Origin of the sequence: Sporosalibacterium faouarense (genome assembly GCF_016765695.1) — a bacterium.
GTDB classification, from domain to species: Bacteria; Bacillota; Clostridia; order Tissierellales; family VENL01; genus Sporosalibacterium; species Sporosalibacterium faouarense.
On the sequence record NZ_JAETGO010000094.1, the window covers coordinates 77,996 to 103,540 of the forward strand.

Sequence of the window (25,545 nt, forward strand, 5' to 3'; positions counted from 1 at the left end):
ATTAACTTTCATTCTTAAATTATCAGTTATTTTTTATATATGGTGAATTTAAAAAATCTAAACTCACTTTTGGTTCATCATATTTCTTTAGTCCAAGAAAATAAATATCTGTAGCTTTTATGTCATACCTAATCATTTCTTCAAGGCTGTTGTTACTTAATTTTGAATAATTAGCAAACTTAGTGATGATTGGAAGTTTTGAGGTTTTTTTAGCCTTATTGAGTATTTCAATTCCTTTTTTATTAAAAGCCAATACTCTAATGTAGCTTGGCCCTTTACTATGCAAATGCAAAAAAGAATCTTCGTATAGACCAAGTAATAAATGCATCATTATTCTTTGGAGCCTTGTATATGTATATCTTTTTGTCTTTATACAATCAATGATAGAATTAATATTATTAAACTTTTCACTACAGCTTTTGATACGGTTTTCTAATCCCTCATCTACATCAAAAATTTTTCTTATCATTTTCTTATCTAGACTTCTTAGTAGATAGATTAAAATATCATTAAAATTATCTATTCTATTAAAACTTCCATAGGTTTTAAGGTTCTTTTCTAAAATACTGTAAGTAGGTAATGGAACTGTCTTTCTTATACATGACAAATCTTTTTTTTCGAATAATTCTGTTCTAATAGCAGTTGCGCTAGACAGATTTCCTTGAATCTTTTCTGAATTATAGTGGGCACCCATCCTTTGTATAGTGTAAGGGATAACAGAGCTATTAAGCTTTTTTAATGCCTTTAAATATTCTAAGGCAAGAATATTATTAGGGTTTGACATTATATTTGAAACATCATCAACTGTCATTTCATTTAACCTATTGTTATTCTGCAAATAATTAGTGATTGCCTGAGTTCTAGCTTGAGGAAAGGGAATACCAGTGGCTAATCTATCCTTTAAGATGTTTTGAAAATCATCGGGCTCTCTATATAAAATGTCAGCCAGTAAATCTAACTTTTCTATATCGCCAGATTCACTTCCGAAGCAAATATAATCAGTAACCCCCAATTTATCTAAAATGCTTATAGCACCATAGGCAAAAAACTCAGCACTTTGACATGCATATACAGTAGGTAGTTCTATTACTAGATCTACTCCATTATCTATCGCCATTCTTGCCCTTGACCACTTATCTACAAGAGCTGGTTCGCCTCTTTGAAGAAAATTCCCACTCATAACGGCAATCGAATAATCGCATCCTGTGGAATTCTTAGATTTATTTAAATGATATAAATGTCCATTGTGAAATGGGTTGTATTCAGTTACTAAACCAACTACTTTCATAAGTACCTCCATATTTTTATTTCTATAAGCATTTTATTACAAATTATAACCCTTTTCAAAGTATAATACTACAAATTACATAATTATGGATAATAATTTATTATAAAATAATATATGAAGGTAATAATAGTAAAGTATGGATATAATGTTGATTTTTTTGGTTAATTGTATTAATATGATACTTGGTGATAGAATGAATCGATAGGAGGAGTAAGGATGAATATTTTAGTAATTAACTGCGGAAGTTCTTCATTAAAATATCAGTTAATAGATATGACAAATGAAGAGGTTTTAGCTAAGGGTTTAGCAGAAAGAATTGGTATAGAAGGAGCTAGAATAAAGCATAAACCATCGGGTAAGGAAGACGTTGTTATAGAGAAGCCAATGTCAAATCATAAGGTTGCTTTAGAAATAGTATTAAATGCTATAGTTAGCCCAGATCACGGTGTAATCAATTCAATGGATGAGATAAGTGCGGTTGGACATAGAGTTGTTCACGGTGGAGAGAAATTCTCAGGTTCTGTAATCATTGATGACGAAGTTATGGAAGCTTTAAGAGAATGTATTGATTTAGCACCATTACATAACCCACCAAACATTATGGGTATAGAGGCTTGTCAAGAATTAATGCCTAATGTTCCAATGGTAGGAGTATTCGATACTGCTTTCCATCAAACAATGCCTGAAGAAGCATATATCTATCCATTACCATATGAAGTATATGAAAAATATGGTGTAAGAAGATATGGATTCCACGGAACTTCACATAAATATGTAGCTAATAAGGCAGCAAGTGTTTTAGGACAAAATATAGATGACTTAAGAATTATCACTTGCCACTTAGGTAACGGAGCTAGTGTGGCAGCAGTTGACCACGGTAAGTCAGTTGATACTAGTATGGGATTAACACCTCTTGAGGGACTTGCTATGGGTACAAGATGTGGTGATATCGATCCAGCAATAGTAACTTTCCTTATGGAGAAGGAAGGATTAGATATAGATGGAATTAATAATTTGATGAATAAGAAATCTGGTGTTCTTGGAGTATCTGGAGTAAGTAGTGACTTTAGAGATATCGAAGAAGCGACTGAAAAAGGAAATGAAAGAGCAAAGCTAGCTTTAAATGTATTTGCTAGAAGGGTTAAAAAATATATAGGATCTTATGCAGCAGTTATGGGCGGAGTTGATGCTATAGTATTTACAGCAGGACTTGGTGAAAACTCTCCTGAGATTAGAGAAACTATTTGTGAGGGCTTAGGATTTATAGGAATAGAAATAGATAAAGAAGAAAATAATGTAAGAGGAAAAGATAAAGTAGTGAGTACAGAAGACTCAAATGTTAAGGTGTTAGTAGTTCCAACAAATGAAGAACTGATGATAGCAAGAGATACTAAGGAATTAATATAATAATTGGGGCAGGATTACCTGCCTTTAATTATCCAATAGAACTCTTAAGTCTAAAACAACAAAGTTCTTGACAAACGTGCGATACCTTTATATAATAAAATTTGGCAATAATTAAGAGGTGATCTTTATAATGAGGATTAATCTATCAAGACTTCTTGATAAAATTGTTTATAAGATTGATATATCTGAAAAAATGGATATAAACAAATTAGAAATAGGGAAGAGAACTCTTGAATTAGTTGAACCTATTGATATTAAAGGCCAAGTCTTTAAAACAGATGATGGTAACTTTATTCATGTGGATATTACTTGTGAATACAAGGAAAACTGTGATAGATGTTTGAAATCCTTCACAAACAAAATAGAAACAGTTTTATCAGGAAGACTTATAGAAAAATCAAATAAGAAATTTAATGATGATGATGAGATTTTAATTCATTATCAAGGGGACAATTTATTTTTAGAAGAACCAGTTATTTCTACTATTATACTTTCTTTACCTATGAAATCACTATGTAAAGATGGTTGTGAAGGATTATGCCCAGTTTGTGGGATTGATCGAAACAAAGAAGAATGTGACTGCGAGGATAATAACATAGATCCCCGTTTAGCTAAATTAAAAGAACTATTTGACTGATCAAGGAGGTGTTTTTAATGGCAGTACCAAAGCGTAAAACTTCAAAGGCAAGAAGAGATAAGAGAAGAGCTAATTCATATAAACTAAAAAAAGTTACTATAGCTAAATGTCCACAATGTCATGAACCAAAGTTACCTCATAGGGTATGTAAATCATGTGGATATTACAAAAATCAAGAAGTAATTGCAGCAGAATAATAAATGAAATTAATATTTATTAAAAATAGTAGTGTATATACACTACTATTTTTTTTGCACAAAATTACTAATAATAATTAATAATTTAATTACCTAAAACTCTTGAATTTTTTAAATTAATAATATATACTAACAATTAGTACTAGGTACTAAATGTTAGTGTTAACTCGAGGTGATTTAATGGGTAGTAAGAGATTGCCTAAAAAAAAGAGGCAAGATGAACTTAGAGAAAAATTAAAGAAAGATCCTTTTTTAACAGATGAGGAGCTAACAGAAATATTCTCAGTAAGTATACAAACTATTAGACTGGATAGACTAGAATTGGGTATTCCTGAACTCAGAGAACGAATAAAAAACGTTGCTGAGTTTAATTATTCAAAGGTGCGTTCAATTGGAGGTACTGAAATTGTAGGTGAACTAGTTGATCTTAACCTTGATAATAATGGTATATCAATTTTGGAAACTAATAGTGATATGGCATTTCAGAAAACTAATGTAGTAAGGGGACACAATATATTTGCCCAAGCAGAATCCCTAGCAATGGCAGTAATAGATGAAGAAGTAGCTTTAACTGGAGTTGCAAATATAAAATATAAAAAGCCCGTTAAGGCTGGAGAGAAGCTAATAGCAAAAGCCCAGTTGGTAAGAAAAAGAGGTAATAAATACTTTGTTCATGTCTTTACATATGTAAGGCAGGAACAGGTTTTTAGAGGTAAATTTATATTGGTTTCTATTTAAATCATTGTTTAGGAGGTTTATTATGAGAATCGCAGTAGATGCTATGGGTGGCGATCATGCCCCAGAGGTAACTGTTAAAGGAAGTATAGATGCAGTTAAAGAGTATGGAATTAATGTTGTTTTGGTTGGTAATAAGAATTTAATCGAAAAAGAATTAAAAAAATATGATTATGACAGAAATAATATAGAAATAGTACATACAGAAGAAGCAATAACTAATGAAGAAGAGCCAGTAAAGGCAATAAGGAAGAAGAAAGATTCTTCTATGGTTGTTGCTATGAATATGGTTAAAGATAAAGAAGCAGATGCAGTAATATCCGCAGGGAGTACAGGAGCACTTTTAGCTGGAGGACTCTTTATAATAAAGAGAATCAAAGGTATTGATAGAGGAGCCTTAGCATCTGTATATCCAACCAAGAAAGGAATATCATTATTATTAGATGCGGGAGCTAACACAGATAGTAGAGCCAAATATCTTCAACAGTTTGCTATTATGGGTTCAGTTTATTCTAATAAAGTATTAGGTGTTGAAAACCCAAAGGTTGGGTTAATAAATATAGGTGTTGAGGAAGGCAAGGGCAATGGATTGACAAAAGAAGCTTTTAAACTTCTATCTGATACAGATGTTAATTTTTATGGAAATCTTGAGGCAAGGGATATACCGGAAGGGTATGCTGACGTAATGGTAGCTGACGGATTTGTAGGAAATATTGTACTTAAATTGACAGAAGGATTGGCACTTTCCATATTCTCAATGCTAAAAGAAGAGTTTATGAAGTCCTTTAAATCTAAAATAGGCGCTCTAATGTTGAAACCAGGATTGAAACAATTCAAGAAGAAGCTTGACTATTCTGAATACGGTGGAGCACCATTGCTTGGTATAAAGAGACCTGTTATAAAGGCTCATGGAAGCTCTAATTCTAGAGCTATCAAGAATGCTATAAGACAGGCGAAAGTTTTTGTAGAAAATAACGTAATTGAAAAAATAGAAAATGACATAGAGAAGCTAGGAGGTAACGATGATACTAAACAATAAAGGAATAGGTATTTTAGGAACTGGGAAATATGTTCCTGAAAAAGTGCTTACAAATCATGACCTTGAAAAAATGGTAGATACCAATGATGAGTGGATAAGAACAAGGACGGGAATTAGTGAAAGAAGAATACTTGAAGATGATAAAGCTACTTCTTTTATGGCTACTGAAGCCGCAAGAAAAGCAATAGAGGATTCAGGCCTTAGTCCGGAAGATATTGATTTGATAATAGTTAGTACTGTTACACCAGATATGGCTTTTCCATCAACAGCATGTTTAGTTCAAGATAACTTAGGCTGTACTAATGCAGCTGCATTTGATTTAGAAGCTGCATGTTCTGGATTTTTATATGGATTATCAATGGCATATGGTCAAATATTTGCTGGACTTGTTAAAAATGTATTGTTAATAGGTGCGGAGGCTTTAACTAGAATCACTGATTGGACTGATAGAAATACTTGCGTATTATTCGGCGATGGAGCTGGAGCAGCTGTTCTTGGTGAAGTACCTGAAGGGAAAGGAATTTTAGCCTTGAATTTAGGAGCTGACGGTAGAGGAGGTAAATATCTTACTCAACCAGCAGGAGGTTCTCTAATGCCTGCAACTAAAGAATCCGTGGAAAATAGAATGCACTATATAAGAATGGAAGGAAATGAAGTATTCAAGTTTGCTGTAAGAACTATGGCAGATGCATCAATGAACGTATTGGAAAAAGCTAACATGGAAATTAGTGATGTGGATTTCCTTGTACCTCATCAAGCGAATATTAGAATCATCAATTCTTCTAGAAAGAAATTGAAATTGCCTAAGGATAAAGTAGTTGTAAACTTAAATAAATATGGAAATATGTCTTCGGCATCAATCCCCGTTGCTTTAGATGAAGCAGTGAAAGAAGGCAGAATCGACAATAATGATAATGTTATTTTAGTTGGATTTGGTGGAGGACTTACTTGGGGTTCCTGCTTACTAAAGTGGCATAAATAACTTGGGAGGGTTTTAAATGTTTAAAACTGAACTATGTAGCCTGTTAGATATTGAATATCCGATAATTCAAGGTGGTATGGCTTGGGTTGCAACTGCAGAACTTGCTGCTGCAGTATCTAACGCAGGTGGTTTAGGATTAATAGGTTGTGGAAATGCGCCTGCGGACGTTATTAAAGAAGAGATAAAGAAAATAAAATCACTAACTGACAAGCCATTTGGAGCTAATGTTATGTTATTATCTCCTCATGTCAATGAGATTATGGATTTATTATATGAAGAAAAGGTTCCTGTAATAACTACTGGAGCAGGAAATCCTGGTAAGCACATAAAAAGATTTAAAGAAATTGGGACAAAAGTAATTCCAGTAGTACCTTCGGTTGCCTTAGCTCAAAGAATGGAGAAATTAGGTGCTGATGCTATTGTTGTAGAGGGAACTGAAGCAGGTGGACATATTGGTGAACTAACTACTATGGCTTTAGTACCTCAAGTTGTGGATGCAGTTAATATACCTGTTATTGCTGCTGGAGGGATTGCCGACGGAAGAGGACTTGTGGCTTCCTTAGCTTTAGGGGCTAAAGGAGTTCAAATAGGAACAAGGTTCGTTTGTACTGTAGAATGTACTGCCCATGAAAGTTATAAAGAAACAATAATTAAAGCAAAGGATAGGGACGCTATAGCAACAGGTAGATCAACTGGTCATCCTGTAAGACTTATTAAAAATAAATTTGCTAAAGAATTCTTAAAGCTTGAGAAAGAAGGGGCAGATGTTGAAGAAATAGAAAAATTTGGAGTTGGTTCACTGAGAAAGGCAGTAGTTGAAGGAGATAATAAAAGTGGATCTGTTATGGCAGGACAAATTAGTGGTCTTATAAATGAAATAAAAACTTGTGAAGAGGTAATCATAGATATTATAAATGAAGCAAAAAACGTTAAAAAATCTTTGACAGAACTTTAAGGAGTGATAGAATGGGTAAGGTAGCTTTTCTTTTCCCAGGACAGGGAGCTCAATATGTAGGAATGGGAAAAGATATTTACGATAAATATCCTAAGGCAGCAGAGGTTTTTGATAAAGCCAACGAAAGCTTAGGTATGGATATAAAGAAGATGTGCTTTGAAGGCCCAGAAGAGCAATTAGTAAAAACTGAAAATACTCAACCTGCTATTTTAACTACATCAATTGCATTTTTAAGAGTTATAGAAGAGGAACTAGGACTTGAAGCAGATGTAACTGCAGGGTTAAGCCTAGGTGAATATTGTTCCTTAGTTTATAGTGGAGCGCTAAGCTTTGAGGATGCTGTTAAGCTAGTTAAAAAAAGAGGTAAGTATATGCAGGAGGCTGTTCCAGTAGGAAAAGGAACTATGGCTGCAATTATAGGTCTTGAAAGAGATGAGGTTGAAGAAGCAATAGCTGGAGCTAGTAGCTCAGGTATAGTTGAAGGTGCAAATTACAACTGTCCTGGACAAATAGTTATATCAGGAGAAGTGCCTGCTGTAGAAAAGGCATGTGAACTAGCAAAGGAAAAGGGTGCAAAACGTGCTTTAATTTTACCAGTAAGTGCTCCATTTCATTGTCAAATGCTTAAGCCAGCAGGAGTTAAGTTAAATGAAGAGTTAGAAAATGTAACTCTATCACCAATGAATAAGCAAGTTATATCAAATGTTACAGCTAGCTATATAGGAAATGAAAGTGAAATACAAGGACTTCTTACAGATCAGGTATCTAAATCTGTTTTATGGGAAGATACAATAGAGCTTATGTTAAAGGATGGAGTTGAAACCTTTATTGAGATAGGACCAGGAAAATCTATTACTGGATTTATTAAGAAAACAATTAGAAAACATAAGGAATATAAAAAGGTAGTTAGCACATATAATGTAGAAGATTTAGACTCGTTAAATAAACTAATTGAAGAATTCAAATAAGGAGTGAGTTTATGGATTTAAATGGTAAAGTTGCTCTTGTAACTGGAGGGTCTAGGGGTATTGGTAAGGCAATTGCCTTAAAGCTGGCTTCTCTAGGGGCTAAAGTAGTTATAAATTATTCAAGTAGCGATGTTAAGGCTAAAGAGGTAGTTGAAGAAATTAAGGGCTTAGGAAGTGATGCCTTGGCTGTTAAAGCTAATGTTGCTAAGATGGATGAGACAAAAAATTTAATTGAAAAAGCAATTGAAAAATTTGAAAAAGTTGATATACTTGTAAATAATGCAGGTATCACTAGGGATAATCTATTAATGAGAATGAGTGAAGAAGAATGGGACTCCGTATTTAATGTAAATATGAAGGGAACATTTAATGTAACTAAATCATTAATTAGAAGCATGATAAAACAAAAAAATTGTAGTATAATAAACATTGCATCTGTTGTAGGGATTACTGGAAATGCAGGACAATCAAACTATTCGGCTTCAAAGGCTGGAATCATTGGGTTTACTAAATCAATAGCAAAGGAAGTTGCTAAAAAGAATGTAAGAGTAAATGCCATAGCACCTGGATTCATTGAAACGGCTATGACAGATGAGCTTTCTGATAAAGTGAAGGATGAATACATGAAGAATATACCACTTAAGAGGCTTGGTAAGCCTGAAGATATTGCTAATACAGTGGCGTTTTTAGCAAGTGATATGTCAAGCTATATTACTGGTCAGGTTATAGTTGTTGACGGTGGTATGATAGTATAAACTAAATATTGAAAGGAGGTGTATTGGTAATGTTATTTGATAAATTAAAAGAAATCATAATGGATCAATTAGAGGTTGAAGAAGATGAAATAAACATGGACTCTTCATTCCAAGATGACTTAGATGCAGACTCTTTAGATGTTGTAGAACTTATTATGGCTATTGAAGATGAGTTCGACATTGAAATACCAGATGAAGATGCTGAAAAGATATCTACTGTTAAGGATGCTATTGATTACATAGAAAAAAATCAATAATCCTAGATGGTAATAAAAGTACTTTATATTAACCTTGAAAAAGAGTCCGGATAAATTCCGGACTTTCAAAATAAATAATGAAATTATTCATATAATATAAATTATTACAAATTACTCGTTAGGGGGTAAAAAATGAAGAAGAGAGTTGTAGTTACAGGTATAGGAATTATAAGTCCTGTAGGAATAGGAAAAGATAATTTCTGGAGTTCAATCAAAGAAGGAAAAAGTGGTATTGGACCAATAACAAGGTTTGATACTGAAGGATTTCCTACTAAGGTTGCTGGAGAAGTAAAGGATTTTAATGTAACTGATTACATTGATAAAAAGGAAGCTAAAAGAATGGACAGATTTACACATTATGCTGTGGCGGCTAGTAAATTAGCTGTAGAGGATTCTAAACTTGATCTTGAGAATATCAATAATGATAAGTTTGGTGTTATTTTAGGGTCGGGCATTGGTGGACTTGAAACTTTTGAAGAACAGCATGAGAAGCTTTTAAACAAAGGACCTAGAAGAGTAAGTCCATTTTTCATACCTATGATGATTGGGAATATGGCGGCTGGTCAAGTTTCTATCATGTTAGGTGCAAAGGGAGCAAATGAAACTATCGTGACAGCATGTGCTTCATCTACGAATGCAATTGGTGATAGCTTCAAGATTATTCAAAGAGGAGATGCTGAGATTATAGTTACTGGTGGTGCAGAGGCTTCTATTACACCAATGGCTGTTGCTGGATTCTCATCAATGAAGGCTATGTCTACAAACAATGACAATCCTGGGAAAGCTAGTAGACCATTTGATAAAAATAGAGATGGTTTTGTTATGGGTGAAGGAGCAGGTATTTTAGTTTTAGAGGACCTAGAGCATGCTTTAAAAAGAGGAGCCCATATATATGCTGAGGTAGTAGGATATGGAATGTCTTCAGATGCATACCATATGACTGCTCCAGCTGACAACGGAGAAGGTGCTTTTAGAGCTATGGAAATGGCTGTTAATGATGCAGACATCAATCCTAGTGATGTAGATTATATTAATGCCCACGGAACATCAACAGAGCTTAATGATAAGTTTGAAACAGCAGCAATTAAGGATTTATTCAAAGACCATGCATATAAGCTTAAGGTAAGCTCGACTAAATCTATGACAGGACATCTTCTAGGGGCTGCTGGTGGTATAGAAGGTTGTATATGTGCATTATCAATAGATAATAGCTTTATTCCACCTACGATTAACTATGAAACTAAGGATGAAAATTGTGATCTTGATTATGTTCCTAATAAGGGAGTAAATCAGGATGTAAACTATGCTATATCAAATTCATTGGGATTTGGTGGACACAATGCTTCTATCCTTTTGAAAAAGTATACTGCTTAGATGATATTTAAAGCTAATTGCAATGGGTCCATTGCAATTAGCTTTATTTTTAATATTTTACCTTCTTGAAATATTATATTTGCATGTATATTATTTTATGTAGTAAACTATATAATGGATACTATTGCAGATATTTTAAAGTATTTTAAAATACCTACAATGTTATCTAAATAACATTACGGAGGTTAATTATGGCCAAATTAATTAAGAAACGAAAGGAATTATTCAATGAATTTCAACAAAGAATAGGTTATAGCTTTGAAAATGATGAACTTCTTAATAGAGCTTTTACCCATAGCTCTTTTGCAAACGAACATAAGAGGCAAAATCTTTCTAATAACGAAAGATTAGAGTTTTTAGGTGATTCTGTTTTGAGTGTAGTGGTAAGTGACTATATCTTTGAAAAATATCCTAATTATCCAGAAGGAGAACTTACAAAGTTAAGGGCTACTGTCGTTTGTGAGCCGTCCTTAGCGATTATTGCAAAGAAGCTTAATCTAGGAATATATTTGCTTCTAGGAAAAGGGGAAGAAGCTACAGGAGGAAGAGAAAGGGTGTCAATAGTAGCTGATGCTGTAGAAGCAGTTATTGGAGCTATATATCTAGACGGAGGTCTTATAAATGCTCGTAAATTTATACTAAGTATATTTACTGCCATTATTGATGAAGCTGTTAAGGGAAAACTCTTTATTGACTATAAAACAGAACTTCAAGAAGTACTTCAAAGGACTACTAAGGCTAAGATTAGGTATACGGTTATAAATGAAGATGGACCGGATCATAATAAGATATTTCAAATAGGTGTTAAGGTAGGAAATAAATTATTAGGAGAAGGTATGGGTAAAAGCAAAAAAGAAGCTGAACAGAATGCAGCAAAGTCTGCATTAAGTGATTTAGGTGTTATTAATGAGTAAGAAGCATCATATAATACCTATATTTGTTCCCCATAGGGGATGTCCCCATGATTGTGTTTTTTGTAATCAAAAGAAGATAACTGGATTAACTACTGATGTTACTGAAGAAGAAGTGACATCTACCATTGAAGAATACTTAAAGACTATTCCAAGTTCTAATGAAGTCTTAGAGGTTGCTTTTTTCGGGGGAAGCTTTACTGGCATAGAAATAGAAGTTCAAAAAAAGCTTTTAGGTATAGCTAATCATTATAAACGAATGGGGAAGATAGATGAGATAAGGCTATCTACAAGACCCGATTATATAGATTCAAGTATACTTAATATGCTAAAAGAAAACGGAGTAGATAGTATAGAGTTAGGAGTTCAGTCATTAGATGAGGAAGTTCTAAAAAAAAGTTATAGAGGACATAACGCAGGTGATGTATATACTGCTGTGGATTTAATTAAAGATAATAACTTTAAACTAGGACTGCAAATGATGGTAGGATTACCGGGAGATAATGAGGAAAAGGCTGTATCTACTGCAATAAAAATTGCAAACTTAAAACCTGATTTTGTTAGAGTATATCCAACTTTAGTTATCAAAGAAACTTATTTAGAAGAAATGTATTTAAAGGGACAGTATGAATCCTTTAGCATAGATAAAACAGTTGATATCTGTGGAGATATTTTAATGATTTTTTACAGTAGGGATATACCTGTAATAAGATTGGGATTGCAGCCTACTGATAATGTAGCTGAAAATAAAGACGTAGTGGGTGGACCTTTTCATCCAGCTATCAGACAATTAGTTCAAACAAAGATATATAATAGGGTGTTAAGGGAATATTTTGAAGATCATCCTATTACTAACGATGAACTTATTATTAATGTGAATGAAGGTGAAATTTCAAACCTTGTTGGTCAAGGTTCTAGTAATATTAGATTTCTTAAGGAAGAGTTTGGATTTAGAAAAATAAAGACCATGGGAAATGATATTTCTAAAGAGTATTTTTATATTAAAGCAGGTGACTCACAATATAAAATCGAACTTAAAGAATACATCGAAAAATATATTACTAAATATATCAAGGAGTAAAGAGGTGTTTTACTTTGTATTTAAAACGAATAGAGGTACAAGGATTTAAATCCTTTGCAGATAAAGTAGATGTACAATTTGAAGGTGGAATTACCGGTGTGGTAGGTCCTAACGGAAGTGGGAAAAGTAATATTTCCGATGCCATAAGATGGGTTCTAGGTGAACAAAGTGCAAAAACATTAAGGGGTAGTAAAATGGAAGATATTATTTTCTCTGGTACAGAGAAGAGAAAGCCCCTAGGTTATGCAGAGGTAACTTTAGTTCTAGATAATAAGGATAATAAGCTGAATATAGATTACTCAGAGGTTAGTGTTACAAGAAGAGTTTTTAGGTCTGGTGATAGTGAATATTACATCAATAAGACAGCCTGTAGACTTAAGGATATAAAAGAGCTATTTATGGATACAGGTGTTGGTAAAGATGGATACTCTATAATAGGACAAGGTAAGATTGATGAAATATTAAGCTCTAAATCTGAGGATAGAAGAAACCTATTTGAAGAGGCTGCCGGTATAGTTAAGCATAAGACTAGAAAGGAAGAGGCAGAAAAGAAGCTTGAAAAGACTAAGGATAATATTTTAAGAATAAATGATATTATTAAAGAGCTGGAAATGCAAATTGATCCATTAAGAGAGCAATCAGAAAAAGCTAAAAGGTTTAATGAACTGTCAGAAAAGCTAAAGGATTTAGAAGTGAATTTATATATACGAGAAATAGATAAACTTAGGGAACAGCTACAGCATTTAGATAATCAAAAGGATGTTGTAAATAATCAATTAAAGACTAATGAAAACAGAAGAGATGAGTTAGAGGCAAAATACTCAGAAGGAAAGTCTCAAATAGAAGAAATGGATTCTAAAATAGAAGAAATTCAAAACTTAAAATATAGTACTCAAAATAAGATTGAGAAAAACGAAGGAGAAATTAAGCTTTTCAATGAAAAGACTTCTATAATAGAAAAAGAAATGGAAAGAATAGAGAATGAGATAAAAAGTTTAAATCTAAAGATAGAAGATCTGAATACGGAGAGGACAAGTCTTCAAGCTAGAAAAGAAGAGGTTTCAAATAAATTAACTTCTTTAAATAATGAAATCCATGAGAAAAGTGAAAAGTTATTAGGTTTAACTAGAGAAATGGAGGACAAAGAGAAGTTTATTGAAGATAAGAAAACAAACGTGATTGAAATTCTCAATATGGTAGCTGATAAAAAAAGTAGGATAAATAGCTTAAATTCCTTTAATCAAAATATAGATAAACGAGTAAAACAAATTAATGATGAAATTGAAGAATTGAAGACAAGTGAAGAAAATAATATTAAAAGCTTAGAGAAAATAGACTTGGAAGCAAACAATAAGATAGAGCGATTAGATGAATTACAAAGGAATAAATCTGTTTTTGAAAAGAATAAGTCAGAAAAGGAAACAATGCTAAAGAAGACTATTCAAAGAGTTAATATATTAAATGGAGATATTCAAGGTAAACTATCTAATTACAGGCTTCTTAAAGATATGAAGGATGAATATGAAGGCTTTTATTCTAGTGTTAAGAATGCTTTAAAGGCGGCGAAAAACAACTCCAATCTGGGGAAAGGTGTTCGTGGGGTTGTAGCTGAGCTTATTCAGGTAGATAAGAAGTTTGAAAGGGCAATAGAGGTGGCTTTAGGCTCTTCAATTCAAAATATCGTAACTGAGAGTTCAGAGGATGCTAAGGTAATGATTAATTACCTTAAAAGAAATAAGCTTGGAAGGGTTACATTCCTACCAATGTCATCAATAAAAGGTAGAAGTATTAATAACTATGAAAGCAAGCTCTTAAGCTCTGATGGAGTTTTAGGAGTAGCTTCAGAACTAATAAACTATAGTCAAGAATATAAGAACATATTCGGTAGTTTATTAGGCAGAACTGTAATTGTAGATAATATTGATACTGGGATTAAGATTTCTAAAATGTGCAATTATTCATTGAAGATAGTTTCCCTTGACGGTGATGTTATGAATCCAGGAGGATCAATGACTGGAGGTAGTTACAGAACTAATAATACAAATCTACTGGGGAGAGAAAGACAGATTAAAGAGCTTAAGTCAAACATAAGTAGATTGAAGGAAGAATTAGATAAAGAGAGAAATTCCGAAGAAACAATAAGAAATGAATTTCAAGATATAGATAGTAAAATACTAGAAGCATCTAGAGAAATTAATGAGATTAAAGTTAATTTAGCAAGACTGGAGAACCAAAAATCTCAAACCCAGGAAGAACTAAATAAGATAGACAAATCAATTGGGAAGTATAACAATGAGAGACAGCAGCTTACTCAAGAGAGTCAAGAATCTAAGGATGATATTGATTCTATTCAAGAAGAAATTGAAGAATTAAAGAAAGAACATGAGATGGCTCAAGGAAGTATAGATAGTATGATTAAAACCTTTGAGTACGAAAGAGATACTAAGAGCAAACTTCAGGATGAAATTACTGATTTGAAGGTTAATGCTGCTTCATTAAAACAAGAGGTTAAATCTATTGAAGGTTCAATTGATAAGGTTAATGAAGAAGTGATAGATTCTAAAGAGAAAATAAGTGATAAGCATACAGAACATCAGAATTCCACAAATTCTCTTACTGAAGTTAAAAATAGATATCAACAGTTAAATAAGGAGAAGGAAGCATTGATTGAAGCCCTTAGTGAATATGAAGAAAAGGTAAATGAAGTTAAGGAGCAAAGAACTACATTTATGAAAAGCTTCTATGAAGAGCAAGAAAAGCTTAAGGAAATGAACAGAAAGATTAATGATTTACAGAAGAGTTTAAATATAATAGATACAAAGCATGCAAAATATAATGTACAATTGGAAAACTATAATAATAAGCTTTGGGATGACTATGATATGTCTTATCAAATGGCTTTAGGAATCAAACGAGAAATTGAAAGTATTTCTAAGGTGCAGAATGACATAAGAAGTATTAAGCTAGATATTAGAAATCTAGGGAATGTGAATCTTGGTTCTATTGAGGAATATAAAAGGGTTAAAGAAAGATATGAATTCCTAATAGAGCAGAAAGATGATTTAATAAATGCTAAAGAATCCTTAAATAAGGTTATTAAGGATTTAGAGACAAGAATGAAGCAACAATTTATTGAAAAGTTTGAAATTATTAAAGAGAATTTCCAAGGAGTATTTAAAGAACTCTTTGGAGGAGGAAAGGCTGATATTATTTTAGAGGATTATGACAACATTCTTACCAGTGGTATAGAGATAGTTGCTCAACCACCAGGAAAGAAACTACAAAGTTTAACATTGCTATCTGGAGGAGAGAAGGCATTAACAGCAATTGCACTACTCTTTGCCATATTAAAAACGAAGCCTACTCCTTTCTGTGTCTTAGATGAAATAGAAGCAGCACTTGATGATGCTAATGTTTATCGTTTTGCCGATTATCTAAAAGAATTTTCTGTAAATACTCAGTTTATTGTAATAACCCATAGAAAGGGAACAATGGAATCTGTAGATTCTCTTTATGGTGTTACTATGGAGGAAAAGGGAGTTAGTAGATTAATATCTGTAAAAATGACAGATAAACTAATAGAAAAAGTAAGCTAAGGAGGAAAATATATGTTAAAAAAGTTTTTTAAGAGGGGAAAGAAGGATAAGGAAGAGAACATAGTAAAAGAAGAGGAAACAAATATAGAAGAAATATCCGAGGATAAGGAAGAGCATATTGAAGAGCCAGAAGAAGTGGAAGATATAACAACAGAATCAGAAATAGAAACTGAAGAAGAGATTGAACCTGAAAATGAATCAGATGAGCCAGAAGAACCAAAGGGACTTTTTGGAAAACTAAAAAAAGGATTAGCTAAAACTAGAAATGGAATTACTGGCAAGATAAATGATGTTTTAAAGAATTATAGAAAGATAGATGAGGATTTATTTGAAGAAATTGAAGAAATATTGATTTCTGCCGATGTGGGAGTTAATATTACAATGAGAATAATTGAGGACCTAGAGGATAAGGTTAAAGAAAGAAATATTAAAGATCCTAGTGAAATCATGGGGCTACTTAAGGAAGAGTTAGAGGAGATTCTTTTAGATAAAGAAACAGATAATGCCATAAATATTGAACCATCTCCTGCTATCGTATTAGTTGTTGGAGTCAATGGAGTTGGTAAGACAACTTCAATTGGAAAGCTTTCAGCAAAGCTAAGAAGACAAGGCAAGAAGGTATTAATAGCTGCCGGAGATACATTTAGAGCAGCAGCCATTGAACAACTGGAAGAGTGGTCTAATAGAGCTGGAGTTGATATAATATCCCATCAAGAGGGTGCAGACCCAGCAGCAGTAATATTTGATGGTATCCAAGCTGCTAAGGCTCGTAAATCTGACGTTCTAATATGTGATACTGCTGGAAGACTTCATAATAAGAAAAACTTAATGAATGAGTTAAACAAGATATTTAGAGTAGTTGAAAGGGAATATCCAGATGCAACTAAGGAAGTTCTTTTGGTAGTAGATGCAACTACAGGTCAAAATGCTATTATGCAGGCAAAGGTATTTAAAGAGGCTTGTGAAATAACTGGAATCGTTTTAACAAAGCTTGATGGAACGGCTAAGGGTGGCGTAGTATTAGCAGTACAATCAGAGCTAGATGTACCTGTAAAGCTTGTTGGTGTTGGTGAGCAAATAGATGATTTACAGGAATTTGAACCAAAAGCCTTTGTAAAAGCAATTTTTGAAGACTAAAAGGATGATTGAAGATTAGGTTTAATTTTAAATATTTGTTTATTTAAATATGAATTATGCATGAATTTATAATAATGATTAAATTTTAACTGTTGACAAATATTAAACATTAGTATAGAATAACATCTGTCAAGAAAAAAGCTTTACACCTAAAAGATTGATGGTGATTATAATGTTTGAAAAAATAGTTGAAATAGGTTTATTATTTGACTTTTATGGAAAGCTTTTAAGTAGCAAGCAGTATATGGCTATTGAGCTTTACTATATTCATGATCTATCCTTAAGTGAAATTGGGGAGCAAATGGATATCAGTAGACAAGGTGTTCATGATTTGATAAAACGTGGAGAAAGTAAGTTATATAATTATGAAGACACTTTAGGATTAGTTGAAAAATTTGATGGTAAAAAAAGAAAAGTAGAAAAAATACTTAAGTTTGTTAATAGAATTGAAGAAGAAAACAGTACGAAATCAGATAAAGTACAAGATTATATAGATTTGATTAAAGATATTGCTATGGAGATATTAAAGTAGCCGGGAGGTTTAAATATGATTTTTGAAGGTTTAGCCGAAAAGCTTCAAAATACATTAGGAAAACTAAAGGGGAAAGGAAAACTTTCTGAATCAGATGTAAAAGCTGCTATGAGGGAAGTTAAACTAGCCTTACTTGAAGCTGATGTTAACTTTAAAGTAGTTAAGAATTTCGTAAAAAATGTAAGAGAGAGAGCCGTTGGTAATGAGGTAATGGAGAGCTTAACCCCAGGACAACAGGTTATTAAGATAGTAAATGAAGAATTGACTAAGCTTATGGGAGAAACAGAAAGTAAAATCAACTTTTCTTCTAGCCCTCCAACTATAATAATGATGTGTGGATTACAGGGTGCTGGTAAAACAACCCATACAGGTAAAATAGGGTCAATGCTTAAGAATAAAGGAAAAAGACCATTATTAGTTGCATGTGATATATATAGACCAGCTGCTATCAAGCAGTTACAGGTAGTAGGAGAGAAGGTAGAAGTCCCTGTGTTTGCCATGGGAGACAAACAAGATCCTGTTAATATTGCTAAGGCTTCTATTGAACATGCTAAGAAGCATGGTAATGATGTTGTAATTCTGGATACTGCAGGTAGATTGCATATAGATGAAGATTTAATGACAGAGCTACAGAATATTAAATCAGAAGTACAGCCTAATGAGATTTTATTAGTTGTAGATGCTATGACTGGTCAGGATGCTGTAAATGTTGCAGAAAACTTTAATGAGAAACTAGATGTAAGTGGTGTTGTTTTAACTAAACTTGATGGTGATGCTAGAGGTGGTGCAGCATTATCAATTAGAGCCGTTACTGAAAAGCCAATTAAATTTGTAGGGATGGGTGAAAAATTAGATCAACTAGAGGTTTTCCATCCAGATAGAATGGCTTCAAGAATTTTAGGAATGGGAGATGTTCTTAGTCTTATTGAAAAGGCACAGGAGAATTTTGATGCTAAGAAGGCTATGGACTTAGAAAAGAAATTAAGAACTCAACAATTTACTTTCGATGATTTCCTAGATCAATTGGAGCAAATGAAAAATATGGGACCACTAGACCAAATATTAGAGATGATTCCTGGTGTTGGTTCAAAGCAACTTAAGAACTTGAGTGTAGATGATAAGGAATTAGTTAAGATTGAAGCTATTATCAAGTCTATGACCAAGAAAGAAAGACAAGATCCATCAATAATAAATGGTAGTAGAAGAAAAAGAATTGCTGAAGGTAGTGGAACTAAAATCCAAGATGTTAATAAATTATTAAAGCAGTTCAAAGAAACAAGAAAGATGATGAAGAAGTTCTCGGGAATGGAGAAAAGCATGAAGAAAAGAGGCGGCTTTAAGCTTCCATTCTAGATGAAGATATTTAGAACTATTTATATAAATTATCTATATTTTTACTAAATAAGGTTTTAAGCTTTCAGTTATACTTAAAAATGACTGATATGAAAAATATATAATATTAAATGAGTTGAAGGAGGTGAGAATAATGGCTGTAAAAATCAGATTAAAAAGAATGGGTGCTAAGAAAAAGCCTTTCTATAGAATAGTAGTTGCTGATTCACGTTCTCCAAGAGATGGAAGATTTATTGAGGAAATTGGATTCTACAATCCAGTTGTAGAACCAAAAGAAATCAAAATTGATGATGAAAAAGCAATCAAATGGTTAGGAAATGGTGCTAAGCCAACTGATACAGTTAATGATTTATTCAAGAAGAATGGTGTTTTAGAAAAATTCGAAGAAGCGAAGAAAGCTTAATAATGCTTTCAGGGGGTGAAAATAATGGGTGAATTAGTAGAAATGATTGCTAAGTATCTTGTTGATAATCCAGACGAAGTTAAAGTTAATGAAGTAGAAGGAACTCAGTCGGTTATAATAGAATTAAGGGTAGCCCCAGAAGACATGGGAAAAGTAATTGGTAAGCAAGGTAGGATAGCTAAGGCAATAAGAACTGTTGTTAAAGCTGCTGCCATCAAGGATAACAAGAGAGTATCCGTTGAGATAATCCAATAGATTTAGATTAAATTCCCCCACAAGGATTGTGGGGGTTTGTCATAGAATGGGAATATATTCATTTGATATGACAATAATAAAGATATAGTTTACTGGAAGGTGCATATTTATGTCTGAATACTTACAAATTGGAAAAATAGTAAATACCCATGGAATAAGAGGAGATTTAAAAGTGATTCCTCTCACAGATGATACAAAAAGATTCGAAGATTTAGATACTATTTATATTGAAAATGAAAAGGAAGTTTTTAATATAGAAAAGGTTTGGTATAAGAAAAATCTAGTTATGATTAAATTTAAAGGATATGATAATGTAAATGATGTCCTGAAATTCAAAAATAGGTTTTTACTAATTGATAAAAAAGATGCTGTAGAGCTTCCTGAAAACACCTTTTTCATACATGATATTATAGGTTTAAAGGTTTTTACTGTAGACGGTGAAGAGATTGGTTTAGTTAAAGATGTTCTTCAGCCAGGTAGTAATGATGTTTATGTAGTTAAGACTAAAGGTAAGGATGCATTAATACCTGCTATAAAGGATGTAGTTAAAGAAGTAAATATACAAGAGAAGAAGATAGTAATCGATCCTATTGAAGGAATGATAGAATGAAAATTAATGTTTTAACTCTTTTTCCTGAGATGTTTAATTCATTGAATCATAGCATTATAGGAAGAGCAATTGATTCAGGACTTATATCTATAAACTATACAAATATAAGAGACTTTTCACAGGATAAACACAATCGAGTTGATGATTATCCCTTTGGAGGTGGACCTGGTATGGTCATGAAACCAGGACCAGTATTTAGGTCTATTGAAAGTGTAAAGCAAGATAACTCACGAGTAATATATCTTTCGCCTAAGGGAAAAGTATTTAATCAAGAGATTGCCAATGAGCTTTCTAAAGAGGATCATATAGTATTACTCTGTGGTCATTATGAAGGAATAGATAATAGAGTAATAGAAGAGTATGTGACAGATGAAATCTCTATAGGAGATTATGTTCTAACTGGAGGAGAGATAGCTTCAATGGTTATTATAGATTCTGTTGCTAGGCTAATTCCTGGGGTTTTAGGAAAGGATGAATCATTTATGGATGAATCCCATTACGATGGACTCTTAGAATATCCTCAATATACTAGACCAAGAGAGTTCAATGAATTAAAGGTCCCAGACATTTTATTATCTGGTAATCATCAAAAAATTGATGAGTGGAGGAAATATCAGTCTATTAAATCTACTCTTATAAATAGACCGGATATGATAGAAAAAAAGGATTTTAATGAAGAGGAAAAGAGAATATTGGACATAATTAAGAATGAAATTAGAAAATAGATAAAATTGTTGTATTAATAACAGTTATATGCTATAATAATTTGTGGAATTACGGACGGTCCTCTATTTTACCATAAGATATGAACGTCTATGAGAAGGGAGGGTAAAACCGTGGATATTATTAGATTAATTGAGCAAGAACAAATTAATAAGGATATACCAGTATTCCATCAAGGAGATACTGTACAAGTACATTACAGAATCAAAGAGGGTAACAGAGAAAGAGTTCAGGTTTTTGAAGGTACTGTACTTAAGAAGCAAGGTGGTAGTTCAAGAACTACTTTCACTGTAAGAAGAATTTCTTATGGAGTTGGTGTTGAAAGAACTTTCCCATTACACTCACCAAAAATTGAAAAAATAGTAGTTACTAGAAAAGGTAAAGTTAGAAGAGCTAAGCTTAACTATTTAAGAGATAGAGTAGGTAAAGCAGCTAGAGTTAAAGAAAAAGGTAGATACTAGTAAATTAAGTGGGACTGGGTTCAGTCCCACTATTTATTTTTTAAGGGGGATTTATGATGAAGAAATTAGGGTATCTTATTTTTATAGTAATAACAATAATTACCTTAGTTAGTTGCACTCCTAAAATTGATTTAGTTAAAGAAAAGAAAGACATAGAATCAGTTGCTAAAGACTTAATCATAGATGATTTTAAACCTGAATTTGCCGATATGGAAACAAAGTTAATACCAGAATCAGTTAAAATTCATGAGATTATGGATTTGGATGATTATGTGTACATGTTATACTCTTATAATTACAAGGTAGTTGATGTTAAGAATGAGTCTAACACTGAGAATGAAGATTTTATGAAATCTAAGGATTACTATTTGATGCAATTAAGAGTAATTCAAAAGGATAATAGTTCTCCTTTAGGATATAAGTTAATGGGGGGCGGAGGTGGAGGAGGAACCGTTCAAGACTCACCTTTTACTGCTTCAGGATCTGGAAATAAAGTATATGGACTTATAAATAATAATAAGGTAGCTAAAATAGCTGCTGAGTATAAGGACGGAAGAGTCATAACTCAAAATGTTGAAAATAAGGATTATTTCTTTATATATAGATATGATAAAGAAGATGTTAGTTTCCCTTCATTTAAAGCTTATGATAAAAATGGAGTTTTAGTTGAATAATATTAAAATATTGATTTTAAATTAGAATAGTGTACATAATTTGAGTGATAATAGAAGTAAGGAAAGAGGGTGTTTTTATGAATATAAATTGGTATCCAGGGCATATGAAAAAAGCAAGTGACTCAGTTCAAAAAAATCTAAAGTTAGTTGATATTGTTTTTGAATTACTAGATTCTAGAATACCTATAAGTAGTCAAAATCCACAAATAAATAATATTGTAGGTAATAAGCCTAGGGTTGTAATACTTAATAAAAGCGATTTAAGCGATCAACCAACTATAAGAAAATGGATTGAATACTTTAAAGAGCAAGGAATTAAGGCTATTCCTGTTAATGCTGTGAGTGGTAGAGGAATTAAAGATATTATAAATGAAGCAAATGAGCAAATGAAGGAAAAAATGGAAAGACTAAAGAAAAAGGGCATAAAGAATAAGCCTATAAGAGCAATGATAGTTGGAATCCCCAATGTAGGTAAGTCTACATTGATAAATTCTTTAGCTGGAAAGAAAAGCGCTAGGACTGGGAATAAACCAGGTGTTACAAAGGGAAATCAATGGATTAAGTTAAGAGGAAATTTAGAACTTTTAGATACACCAGGTATTTTATGGCCGAAATTTGAGGATCAAAAGGTAGGAATGCATCTAGCTTTTACTGGTGCAATTAGAGACGAAATAATGGATATTGAAACTCTAGCATTGAGATTAGTGGAAAGACTACTTAAGATAGCTCCTGAAATGCTAGTAGAAAGATACGATGTTAATATAGAAGATTTACCAGCATTAGAGGTTCTAAACAATATAGCTGAAAAAAGAGGATGTATAATTAAAGGTGGCGAGATAGACTATACTAGGGTCGCTCATATAATACTAGATGAGTTTAGGAGAGGTATCATAGGAAGTGTTTCTTTAGAGTCTCCAGATGATATATAGAGTGATTTGCATTCATATATGCTCAAATAGAGAATGGAGAATCTTTTAGGCTATATTTTGTCTAAATTGATTGAGCAATATATTAAATTAATTGAATGATAGAAACAATTTTAAAAATTATCTTGAAAAAATATAAAGACTAAAAAACATAGAACAGATCATATAAATAGAAAAGCAAATTAAAGTCACATTTAGTATGTGACTTTTAGTTATTTTAAAGAGAGTACATTTATATATTTTTAAATGAGAAAATTGTATATTAAAATTTTATACAAAATCACATTTATTTTGTAAATACTTAAATTCCTAAAATTTTAGATATTAGAATATAAAGCAAATTTCTAAAAGGAGTTTTAGTGTTATCATTGATTCATGGACATATTTGAATTTAAAATATAAAATGTAATTGTATGATGTAATTGTATACAGATTTTTCATGAATACTAGTATTTTAATTCTTATAAGCTAAATCATATTACGATTATGTATTTTTGAAAAGTGTGTACATGAGTGAAGTGGTAGGCTAAGAAAGACTTAGTTTTCAAAAGTTTATTTAAATATACATCATATGTTTCTCATTAAATTTCAATTGCATAAATTGCATAATTTTTTCACAATCAAGGTTTGATATTAATGTATTTTAGATTAACAGGGGAGAGGGGATGTCTATATGAAGAGATTAATTATAATTATTTCAATTATTTGTATTTCATTATTTATAGGGTGTATAAGTAAAGATGTAATTGCAGAAAAGGATAACCAAACAAAAAATGATGCTAAATTGCAAAAGGATGAAGTTGATAATATTAGTGAGGATAGAGAGAATGATCTTCCATTGACTAATAATGAGGAGAAGAATGATAAGTTAACATTAGAAGAAATTAAGGCAAATTATAATGATAATATAGTCAATATAACTACTTACAAAACAAGATATATATTAGTTGAATCTAGTAAGGATACTTTTGCCAATAAATTTGAACTTTATGACCTTGAAACTGGGGATAAAGATATACTACCAACATATCCTTACTATGTAAGCTTAGAGAAAATTAAAAATGAAAATGATTTTATTTTTTCAGCTAATGGAACTAATCATATTAGTAGTCATCGTGAATTTCCGTTTAAGATAGAATGTATAAGGTATGGAAAAAACATTGATAGAGATGATGACTTTACAATGAACAGAAAAAAAGCTTACTTTAACTTGAATGAATCGGTTGAATTTGGGGCCAAGGGTAAGGAAAATATAACAGATATTAGAATGACCTTGGAGGGTATACAGGTTTTATTTGGTCCAATGGAAGGGTATGAACTGAATTTCTATGCTGGAGATACAATGTTACCCCATATAGAGATATCTTATAATGAAGAAAATAATCAGTTTATATTAAAGCTTATGGATGTAAAAGTAGGAGAAGCGTTTGATATTGATAGCTATAATTTAAGTAACTACTTTATTGAATCTGTAGAAATTCAGGAAAAATCAGAGTATAGTCTAATAATATTAAATATGAAAGATAGTGGTAAATTCTATTATGGACAAAGAAATGATGTAATATTTGATGGAGGATATCCATATTTAGATTTAAAATTTTTTAGTGAGATTAATTAATAGATAAAATACAAAGGAAGGGATACTTATGATTACAATAGAGAATGAAATAAGAGATGAAGGATACGAGTATATAGCATGTATAGATGAGGTTGGTAGAGGCTGTTTAGCCGGGGATGTGGTTGCTTGTGCTGTTATAATGCCTAAAGACTTATTAATTGAAGGTGTAAATGATTCAAAGAAATTAACACCAAAGAAAAGGGACAAATTGTACGATATTATTATTGAAGAAGCTATAGCAGTAGGAGTAGGGTCCGTGGATAATAAGACTATAGATGAAATTAATATAAAAAAGAGTACATTTTTAGCCATGAAGAAGGCGATAGAGAATTTAAAAGACAAAGACGGCAATACTGTTAAGCCAGACTTCCTATTGATAGATGCAGAAAAATTAGATGTTAGATTACCTCAAAAGAGTGTGATTAAGGGTGATGAGAAATGTCACGGTATAGCAGCAGCTTCTATAATAGCTAAGGTCTATAGAGATAGACAATGTATTAAATGGGCTAAAGATTATGATGGATATGGTTTTGAAAGAAATAAAGGATACGGAACAAAGGAGCATAGAGAAGCACTTTTAGAGAAAGGGCCATCACCTATTCATAGAATGACTTTTTTAACAAAGATATTGAGCAAGAATAAGCAAATAAGTTTTTTAAAGTAGTATATGG

The 25,545-nt window shown here is 32.1% G+C and carries 27 protein-coding genes; 26 read left to right on the plus strand and 1 reads right to left on the minus strand.

Going from position 1 to position 25,545, the window contains the following annotated elements; all coding sequences use genetic code 11:
- Positions 1-22: 22 nt before the first annotated feature.
- On the minus strand, positions 23-1,288 hold the full coding sequence (locus JMO20_RS18780; RefSeq protein ID WP_202711289.1) for a nucleotidyltransferase: 1,266 nt from the start codon (positions 1,286-1,288) through the stop codon (positions 23-25).
- Between the two features lie 216 nt (positions 1,289-1,504).
- Between JMO20_RS18780 and JMO20_RS18785 the strand changes: the two genes are divergently transcribed.
- From JMO20_RS18785 to JMO20_RS18910, 26 genes are all read left to right on the plus strand, one after another.
- Positions 1,505-2,695: an acetate/propionate family kinase gene (locus tag JMO20_RS18785; protein ID WP_202711290.1), complete on the plus strand. Its 1,191-nt coding sequence runs from the start codon at positions 1,505-1,507 to the stop codon at positions 2,693-2,695.
- Between the two features lie 130 nt (positions 2,696-2,825).
- A complete protein-coding gene (locus JMO20_RS18790; protein ID WP_202711291.1) occupies positions 2,826-3,332 on the plus strand; it encodes a YceD family protein in 507 nt (168 codons plus the stop codon).
- Between the two features lie 17 nt (positions 3,333-3,349).
- Positions 3,350-3,529 (plus strand): 50S ribosomal protein L32, encoded by a 180-nt coding sequence (gene rpmF, locus JMO20_RS18795; protein ID WP_202711292.1) that lies wholly within the window; start codon positions 3,350-3,352, stop codon positions 3,527-3,529.
- A 180-nt stretch (positions 3,530-3,709) separates the two neighbouring features.
- Entirely contained in the window at positions 3,710-4,267 is a 558-nt protein-coding gene (gene fapR, locus JMO20_RS18800) for a transcription factor FapR (RefSeq protein ID WP_202711293.1), read from the plus strand.
- Between the two features lie 22 nt (positions 4,268-4,289).
- Positions 4,290-5,303, plus strand: a complete 1,014-nt coding sequence (plsX, locus tag JMO20_RS18805) for a phosphate acyltransferase PlsX (protein WP_202711294.1) — start codon at positions 4,290-4,292, stop codon at positions 5,301-5,303.
- Positions 5,287-6,285: a beta-ketoacyl-ACP synthase III gene (locus tag JMO20_RS18810; protein ID WP_202711295.1), complete on the plus strand. Its 999-nt coding sequence runs from the start codon at positions 5,287-5,289 to the stop codon at positions 6,283-6,285. The genes plsX and JMO20_RS18810 overlap by 17 nt, the downstream gene beginning before the upstream one ends.
- A 16-nt stretch (positions 6,286-6,301) precedes the next feature.
- Positions 6,302-7,240 (plus strand): enoyl-[acyl-carrier-protein] reductase FabK, encoded by a 939-nt coding sequence (gene fabK / locus JMO20_RS18815; RefSeq protein WP_202711296.1) that lies wholly within the window; start codon positions 6,302-6,304, stop codon positions 7,238-7,240.
- Positions 7,241-7,251: 11 nt separating this feature from the next.
- The gene (fabD, locus tag JMO20_RS18820) at positions 7,252-8,208 is read left to right on the plus strand and encodes an ACP S-malonyltransferase (protein WP_202711297.1); all 957 of its coding nucleotides are present in this window, start codon (positions 7,252-7,254) and stop codon (positions 8,206-8,208) included.
- Positions 8,209-8,219: 11 nt separating this feature from the next.
- Positions 8,220-8,963, plus strand: coding sequence for a 3-oxoacyl-[acyl-carrier-protein] reductase (gene fabG / locus JMO20_RS18825; RefSeq protein ID WP_202711298.1), 744 nt, complete (start codon positions 8,220-8,222; stop codon positions 8,961-8,963).
- A 29-nt stretch (positions 8,964-8,992) separates the two neighbouring features.
- Positions 8,993-9,220: an acyl carrier protein gene (gene acpP / locus JMO20_RS18830; RefSeq protein WP_341534063.1), complete on the plus strand. Its 228-nt coding sequence runs from the start codon at positions 8,993-8,995 to the stop codon at positions 9,218-9,220.
- A gap of 132 nt (positions 9,221-9,352) precedes the next feature.
- Positions 9,353-10,594, plus strand: a complete 1,242-nt coding sequence (gene fabF / locus JMO20_RS18835; protein ID WP_202711300.1) for a beta-ketoacyl-ACP synthase II — start codon at positions 9,353-9,355, stop codon at positions 10,592-10,594.
- Positions 10,595-10,785: 191 nt separating this feature from the next.
- Positions 10,786-11,508 (plus strand): ribonuclease III, encoded by a 723-nt coding sequence (gene rnc / locus JMO20_RS18840; RefSeq protein ID WP_202711301.1) that lies wholly within the window; start codon positions 10,786-10,788, stop codon positions 11,506-11,508.
- Complete coding sequence (locus tag JMO20_RS18845; RefSeq protein WP_202711302.1) at positions 11,501-12,586, plus strand: elongator complex protein 3; 1,086 nt, start codon at positions 11,501-11,503, stop codon at positions 12,584-12,586. Before rnc ends, JMO20_RS18845 begins: the two co-directional genes overlap by 8 nt.
- 14 nt (positions 12,587-12,600) lie before the next feature.
- On the plus strand, positions 12,601-16,182 hold the full coding sequence (gene smc / locus JMO20_RS18850; protein ID WP_202711303.1) for a chromosome segregation protein SMC: 3,582 nt from the start codon (positions 12,601-12,603) through the stop codon (positions 16,180-16,182).
- A gap of 12 nt (positions 16,183-16,194) precedes the next feature.
- On the plus strand, positions 16,195-17,319 hold the full coding sequence (ftsY, locus tag JMO20_RS18855; protein ID WP_202711304.1) for a signal recognition particle-docking protein FtsY: 1,125 nt from the start codon (positions 16,195-16,197) through the stop codon (positions 17,317-17,319).
- A gap of 172 nt (positions 17,320-17,491) precedes the next feature.
- Positions 17,492-17,851: a YlxM family DNA-binding protein gene (gene ylxM / locus JMO20_RS18860; RefSeq protein ID WP_202711305.1), complete on the plus strand. Its 360-nt coding sequence runs from the start codon at positions 17,492-17,494 to the stop codon at positions 17,849-17,851.
- Between the two features lie 15 nt (positions 17,852-17,866).
- Positions 17,867-19,204: a signal recognition particle protein gene (gene ffh / locus JMO20_RS18865; protein ID WP_202711306.1), complete on the plus strand. Its 1,338-nt coding sequence runs from the start codon at positions 17,867-17,869 to the stop codon at positions 19,202-19,204.
- Positions 19,205-19,337: 133 nt separating this feature from the next.
- On the plus strand, positions 19,338-19,607 hold the full coding sequence (rpsP, locus tag JMO20_RS18870; RefSeq protein ID WP_202711307.1) for a 30S ribosomal protein S16: 270 nt from the start codon (positions 19,338-19,340) through the stop codon (positions 19,605-19,607).
- A gap of 24 nt (positions 19,608-19,631) precedes the next feature.
- The gene (locus JMO20_RS18875; protein ID WP_202711308.1) at positions 19,632-19,862 is read left to right on the plus strand and encodes a KH domain-containing protein; all 231 of its coding nucleotides are present in this window, start codon (positions 19,632-19,634) and stop codon (positions 19,860-19,862) included.
- Positions 19,863-19,971: 109 nt separating this feature from the next.
- Positions 19,972-20,472 (plus strand): ribosome maturation factor RimM, encoded by a 501-nt coding sequence (rimM, locus tag JMO20_RS18880; protein ID WP_202711309.1) that lies wholly within the window; start codon positions 19,972-19,974, stop codon positions 20,470-20,472.
- Positions 20,469-21,197, plus strand: a complete 729-nt coding sequence (gene trmD, locus JMO20_RS18885) for a tRNA (guanosine(37)-N1)-methyltransferase TrmD (RefSeq protein WP_202711310.1) — start codon at positions 20,469-20,471, stop codon at positions 21,195-21,197. Before rimM ends, trmD begins: the two co-directional genes overlap by 4 nt.
- Positions 21,198-21,308: 111 nt before the next feature.
- A complete protein-coding gene (gene rplS / locus JMO20_RS18890; protein WP_341534064.1) occupies positions 21,309-21,656 on the plus strand; it encodes a 50S ribosomal protein L19 in 348 nt (115 codons plus the stop codon).
- 56 nt (positions 21,657-21,712) lie between these two features.
- Positions 21,713-22,330 (plus strand): hypothetical protein, encoded by a 618-nt coding sequence (locus JMO20_RS18895; RefSeq protein WP_202711312.1) that lies wholly within the window; start codon positions 21,713-21,715, stop codon positions 22,328-22,330.
- A gap of 77 nt (positions 22,331-22,407) precedes the next feature.
- Positions 22,408-23,259 (plus strand): ribosome biogenesis GTPase YlqF, encoded by an 852-nt coding sequence (gene ylqF, locus JMO20_RS18900; protein WP_202711313.1) that lies wholly within the window; start codon positions 22,408-22,410, stop codon positions 23,257-23,259.
- A 670-nt stretch (positions 23,260-23,929) separates the two neighbouring features.
- Positions 23,930-24,874 (plus strand): hypothetical protein, encoded by a 945-nt coding sequence (locus JMO20_RS18905; RefSeq protein ID WP_202711314.1) that lies wholly within the window; start codon positions 23,930-23,932, stop codon positions 24,872-24,874.
- 28 nt (positions 24,875-24,902) lie between these two features.
- A complete protein-coding gene (locus JMO20_RS18910) occupies positions 24,903-25,538 on the plus strand; it encodes a ribonuclease HII (protein ID WP_202711315.1) in 636 nt (211 codons plus the stop codon).
- The last annotated feature ends 7 nt before the right edge of the window (positions 25,539-25,545 follow it).